Source organism: Streptomyces corynorhini (assembly GCF_003346515.1).
GTDB classification, from domain to species: domain Bacteria; phylum Actinomycetota; class Actinomycetes; order Streptomycetales; family Streptomycetaceae; genus Streptomyces; species Streptomyces corynorhini.
Map to the genome: position 1 here is coordinate 1 of NZ_QQNA01000247.1, position 5,419 is coordinate 5,419.

At 73.9% G+C, this 5,419-nt stretch carries 2 protein-coding genes, 1 pseudogene and 1 riboswitch; all 3 genes and pseudogenes read left to right on the plus strand.

Translation table 11 applies throughout. The features are described 5' to 3' along the window. Positions 1-226: 226 nt before the first annotated feature. Positions 227-2,692: pseudogene (locus tag DVH02_RS26980) on the plus strand (ATP-binding protein); the annotation flags it as partial. A gap of 384 nt (positions 2,693-3,076) precedes the next feature. Further along, positions 3,077-3,203, plus strand: a riboswitch (cobalamin riboswitch). Between the two features lie 52 nt (positions 3,204-3,255). Next, on the plus strand, positions 3,256-4,818 hold the full coding sequence (locus DVH02_RS26985) for an ABC transporter substrate-binding protein (RefSeq protein ID WP_114626468.1): 1,563 nt from the start codon (positions 3,256-3,258) through the stop codon (positions 4,816-4,818). Position 4,819: 1 nt separating this feature from the next. Next, positions 4,820-5,419: ABC transporter permease (locus DVH02_RS26990; protein WP_147286135.1), on the plus strand; the 600-nt coding region annotated here is incomplete at its 3' end.

Below are 5,419 nucleotides of genomic sequence, written 5' to 3' on the forward strand. Positions count from 1 at the left end.
CACACTGCCCTCCACGTCGACGGTGCCCTCCACGTCGACGGTGGCCGACACCGAGGGCGGTGTCCACATCTCCCGGGGGCCGCGGCCCGGCCGGACCGCGAGCGATCCCAGGTGTGCCACGGAACGACGCCCCGCAGCGGCGGCAGACCTGCCCGAGGTGGGTACGCACGCCGAGGTGGGTACGCACGCCGAGGTGGGTACGCACGCCGAGGTGGGTACGCACGCTCACTCGAACCTCCCCGTACCCCTCACCCCCCTCGTCGGGCGCCGACCGTCCCTCGCCTGCCTCTCTCGACTCCTGCACCGGGCGCGGCTGGTGACCCTTACAGGCCCCGGCGGCGTGGGCAAGACGCGTCTCGCCGTGGCGGCGGCTGCCGCGGAACGGGACGGTGCACGGGCCGGTGAGTTCGTCGACGGGATCTGGTTCGTCGAATTCGCCGGTGTGCGCGCGGGCACCCCCGCCGACCTCGCCCAGGTGGTCGCCGCCACCCTCGGCATTCGGGACGACGCCCCCTCCGCGCTGCCCGGCGCGGGCACCGGTACTCCCGCACCGCCGCACCGCCTCGCGGCTGCCCTGCGCGACCGCCGCACCCTGCTCGTCCTGGACAACTGTGAGCACGTCGTCGATGCCGCCGCCGAACTCGCCGAGCTGCTCCTGCGTACGGCCCCTGGCCTGCGTGTCCTGGCCACCGGTCAGGAGCCGCTCGGCCTGTCGGGCGAGGCGGTGTTCCTGGTCGAGCCACTCCCCACCGCCGACGCCGTCCAGTTGTTCATGGAGCGCGCCACCGCATCCGCTCCCGGCTTCAGACGTGACCCGGATACGGCGGAGGGCGAAGCCATCGCCGAAATCTGCCGCCGCCTCGACGGCATTCCGCTCGCCCTTGAACTCGCCGCCACCCGCGTACACGTCTTGGGCGTAAAAGAGTTGGCGGTTCGCCTCGGCGACCGGTTCCGGGTGCTGACCTCCGGGCAGCGCGGCGCGCCCGCCCGGCAGCAGACCCTGCGAGCGGTGATCGACTGGAGCTGGGAGCTGCTCAGCGCGCCCGAACGTATCGTTCTGCGCCGCCTGGCCGTGCACCGCGACGGCTGCGACCTGGACGCCGCCGAAGCGGTGTGCGCGGGCGACGGCGTCGCCCGGGAGGAGGTGCTCGACCTCGTCACCCGACTCGTCGGCCGGTCCCTCGTCGTCGTGGTGGACGGGCCCACCGGGCCCCGCTACCGGCTCATGGAGTCCGTCGCCGCATACGCGACGGAGCGGCTCCACGAGATGGAAGACCTCACCGTCGTACGCGACCGCCATCTGCGCCACCACCTCGCGCTCGCCGAACGCGCCGAGCCCCAGCTGCGCGGGGCCGGGCAGCGCCCCTGGCTGGCCCGGCTGGACGCCGAGTCCGGCAATCTGCGCGCGGCACTCGACGAGGCGGTGCGCCGCGCCGGTGCCGGAGAGGCGGAGGAGGCGGTGCGCCTTGCCACAGCCCTGACCTGGTGGTGGCTGCTGCGAGGCCGCCTCACCGAGGCCCGCCGCAGCCTGCGGTCCGTCCTGGCAGCCGTCCCCGGACCGTGCGCCCCCGCCGAACTCGTCCTTCTCCACGCGGCGTTCGCCCTTCTCACCGGCGACCACGCCGCCACGGGTGCCACCGCCGCCGTGTCCGCCGACGCCATCCCCGACCCCGTGCGCCGTGCCCGCGCGCTGTGGCTCTGCGCGTACGGCCTGTTCAGCGCGGGCGACGCGGCCGACGGCAACGAGCTGAACACCCGCGCCCTCACCCTTTTCACCGCCGCGGGCGACCAGTGGGGCACCGCGGCCACGCTCGGCCTGCGGGCGACGCTCGCCCTGGTCAGCGGCGACCTCGCGGGGCTCGGCCGCGATGGGCTGCGCAGCGCCACGCTCTTCCTGGAACTGGGCGACCGCTGGGGGGAGTTGCAGACCATTTCGCCGCTTGCCGCCCTCGCCGAGATCAAGGGCGAGTACGAGAACGCGGCACGCCGCCAGCACGAAGGGCTCCGGATAGCGCGGGAGCTGGGCCTGGAGGCGGAGATATCGGCGAGGCTCTCCGGGCTCGGACGCCTCGCGCTGCTCGCCCGCGACTGGTCCAGCGCCCGAGACCTGCACGAGCAGGCACGCCGCATCGCGGCCGAACAGGGCTACAAGTACGGCGAGATCCACGCGGAGATGGGTCTCGCTCTCGGCGCCCGCCGCTCCGGCGATCTCGACGCCGCCGAGGCGCACCTGCTGCGCCTTCGTGACGGCTACGCCGACGTGTCGTCCCAGGCGGGCGACCACCTGCTCCTCGCTGAACTCGGCTTCGTCGCCGAACTACGCGGCGACGCCCGCCAGGCGGCTGCCCACCACCTCCGCGGTCTGGACATCGCCCGCTCGCTCGCGGAGCCACGCGCCCTCGCCCTCTCGCTGGAGGGCCTGGCCGGCGCGGCCGCCTTGCAGGGCCACGGCCCTGGGGCCAGCTGCTCGGCCCTCCTCCTCGGCGCGGCTGCCGCGGCCCGCCGCCGCGCGGGGGCTCCGCTCCCACCCGCTGAACGCGCCGACGTCGACCGCATCGCGTCATCGGCACGAGGCGCCCTGGGCGTACCCGCATTCACGAAGACGTTCGACCACGGCGCACGAATGCCCGCAGAGGCCGCGATGCTCCATGCCCGTACGACCCTCAACCAGCCGACGCAAGCGCCTGGTTGAGTCCCGCGGTCCGCTGCGGCGCGGAGGCGGCCTACGACAGCACGGTCGGCACCACGCGGCACGAACGCGCACGGCTTTGTCACACGTAGCCCGTCGGTTCGAACCCGGCAGGGCCCCCGCCGGAAGCCGGGCCAGAACATGTCCGGCCTGGCTTTTCTCTCGCTCCGGAGCGGGTGCTTTCTCTCGCTCCGGAGCGGGTGCTTTCTCTTGCTCCGGGGCGGGTGAGGGCGGTGGCGACGCGCTGGGGCGTGGCGGGGGCCGGGCCTTGTGCCGGTGGCCGGGGTAGCACTCGATTCCCCGGTCCGGCGGGACTTCGAAGACAGGGCCCGGGGGCCGGAACCCGTCGCCTCGTGCGCCACAATGAGCGCACAGGGCGACGGGAGCCAGGAAGCCGGTGCGAGTCCGGCGCGGTCCCGCCACTGTGACCGGGGAGCGGTCCTCCCGCATGTCACTGTCCGCGGACGCGGACGGGAAGGCGGAGGTGAGCGACGATCCGGGAGTCAGGAGACTGACCCGTCGCCGGTCCGACAGCAGGGGCGAGGACACCCCGGAGAGGATCGACCGTGACGAGGCATGCCCGGACGGAACCGGCGCGCCGGCCGGAACCCGGTAGACGAGGGGTACTGGCCGCCGGGGGAGCCCTGGCACTGGCCGGGTCCGGCCTGCTCGCCGGGTGCGGCGCGGACAGAAGGGACGGCGGAGGCAGCGACCGGTTCCGCGCCGCGTTCACGGCCGGAGGATCGCAGGAGACCCTCGATCCCCACGTCGCCCCGAACTTCGTCGACCAGGCCCGCGCCAAGGCCCTGTACGACACGCTTGGCACGTACACGGACGACATGTCCGTCCGCGAGCGGCTCGCCGAGTCCTGGGAGAGCGACGCGTCCGGCACCCGGTGGCGGATCCGGCTGCGCGCGGCGGAGTTCCACGACGGGAAGCCGGTCACCGCGCGGGACGTCCTCTACAGCTACCGCCGCGCCGCCGACCCCGGCACCGGTTCTCCCTCGCAGGTGCTGCTCTCGGCGATCGATTTCGGAGCGAGCGAGGCGGACGGCGAACGCTCCGTCGTCTTCCGGCTCAAGGCCCCGAACTTCGAGTTCCCCACCGTCTTCGCCGGCCCCGGCACCGAGATCATCCCCGATGGAACGACGGACTTCGCCGCGCCCGTCGGCTCCGGCCCCTTCACCTACGTGTCGTTCACCCCCGGTGGCACCGCCCGCTACCGGCGCTGGGCTGACCACTGGGACGGCCCGCCGCACATAGCCGAGCTGGAGATCGTTCCCGCGAACGACGAGTCGGCGCGGCTCAACGCGCTGCTGTCCGGACAGGTCCACTACGCCGCCGACATGGCCGGCGCCTCGGTGAACCGGCTGAGGAAGGAGGGCTCGACGCGGCTGCTGACCGTGGCGCGGGCCACCGCCCAGCAGCTGCTGCTGCGCACCGGCCGCAAGCCGTTCGACGACCCGCGGCTGGTGCGCGCCGTACAGCTCGGGCTCGACCGGGAGGCGCTGGTGCGCGTCGCGCTGGCCGGACACGGCGAGCCGGGGAACGACCTGTTCGGCTGGGGCCTACGGGGCTACCCCGACGACCTGAAGCCCCGCGAGCGCGACGTCGAGGAGGCGCGGAAACTCGTACGGCGGGCCGGTGCGGACGGGCTGAAGATCACCGTGGAGACCAGCGCGGCCGATGCCGCGTGGGAGCCGGCCGCGGACCTGATGGCGCGGCAGCTGCGTGAGGTGGGGCTGAATCTGACCGCCAACACCCGCGCCTCCAGCACCTACTTCAGCGAGATCAAGACGAAGGGCGTCGCCGCCTTCAACACCACCTCCACACTGCCCGTGTCCGACTTCCTCCAGCAGCGGGTCCGCGGCGGAGCCGCCCGCAACCAGACGCAGTACGCCTCGAAGAAGTTCGACGCGCTGCTGGAACGCGCCCGCACCACCCGTGACGAGCGGGACCGGCTGGCCCTGCTGGCCCGCGCCCAGCGGCTCGCACGGGACGGGTCCGGGCTGCTGGTGTGGGCCTTCTCCGACGCCAACGACGCCATCAGCGCCTCGGTCCGCGGCCTGCGCGCGGCACCGCCGAACTCGCACGACTGGGCGCGGTTCGACCGGGTCCGCATCGGCTGACGTGCGCGCCTACGTCCTGCGGCGCGCCCTGCTGGCCCTCCTCCAGTGCCTCGTGGTGCTCGTCGCCGTGTTCGCCGTCGGCTCGCTGCTGCCCGGCGACACTGCGGATGTGCTCCGTGGCGAACTCGGCACGCCCGAGCAGGTGGCGGCGCTGCGCGCGCGGTTGGGGCTGGACGAGCCGGTCCTGGCCCGCTTCTGGCACTGGCTCGGCGACCTGTTCACCGGCGACCTCGGGAATTCCCTGACGACCGGGCTACCGGTGGGCGACGACATCGGCCGCCGCGTCGGCGTGACACTGCTGCTGGGCCTGCCCGCGCTGGTGCTGGTCACCGTGGCGGCGCCGCTGCTGGGCACGGTGTCGGGGCTGCGGGAGGGCAGCCGCGTCGACCGGACGCTGAACACGGCGGCCGTTGTGCTGCACGCCGTCCCGGAGTTCGTGCTCGGGCTGCTGCTGGTCGCCTCGGTCTCGCTGGCCGCCGGACTGCTGCCGGCCACCGCCGTCGGCATGGACACGGCCGCGCTGCTGGCCCGGCCCGACGTGCTGGTGCTGCCCGTCACCGTCCTGACCGCCCGGCACCTGTGCGATCTGGCGCGCCAGATC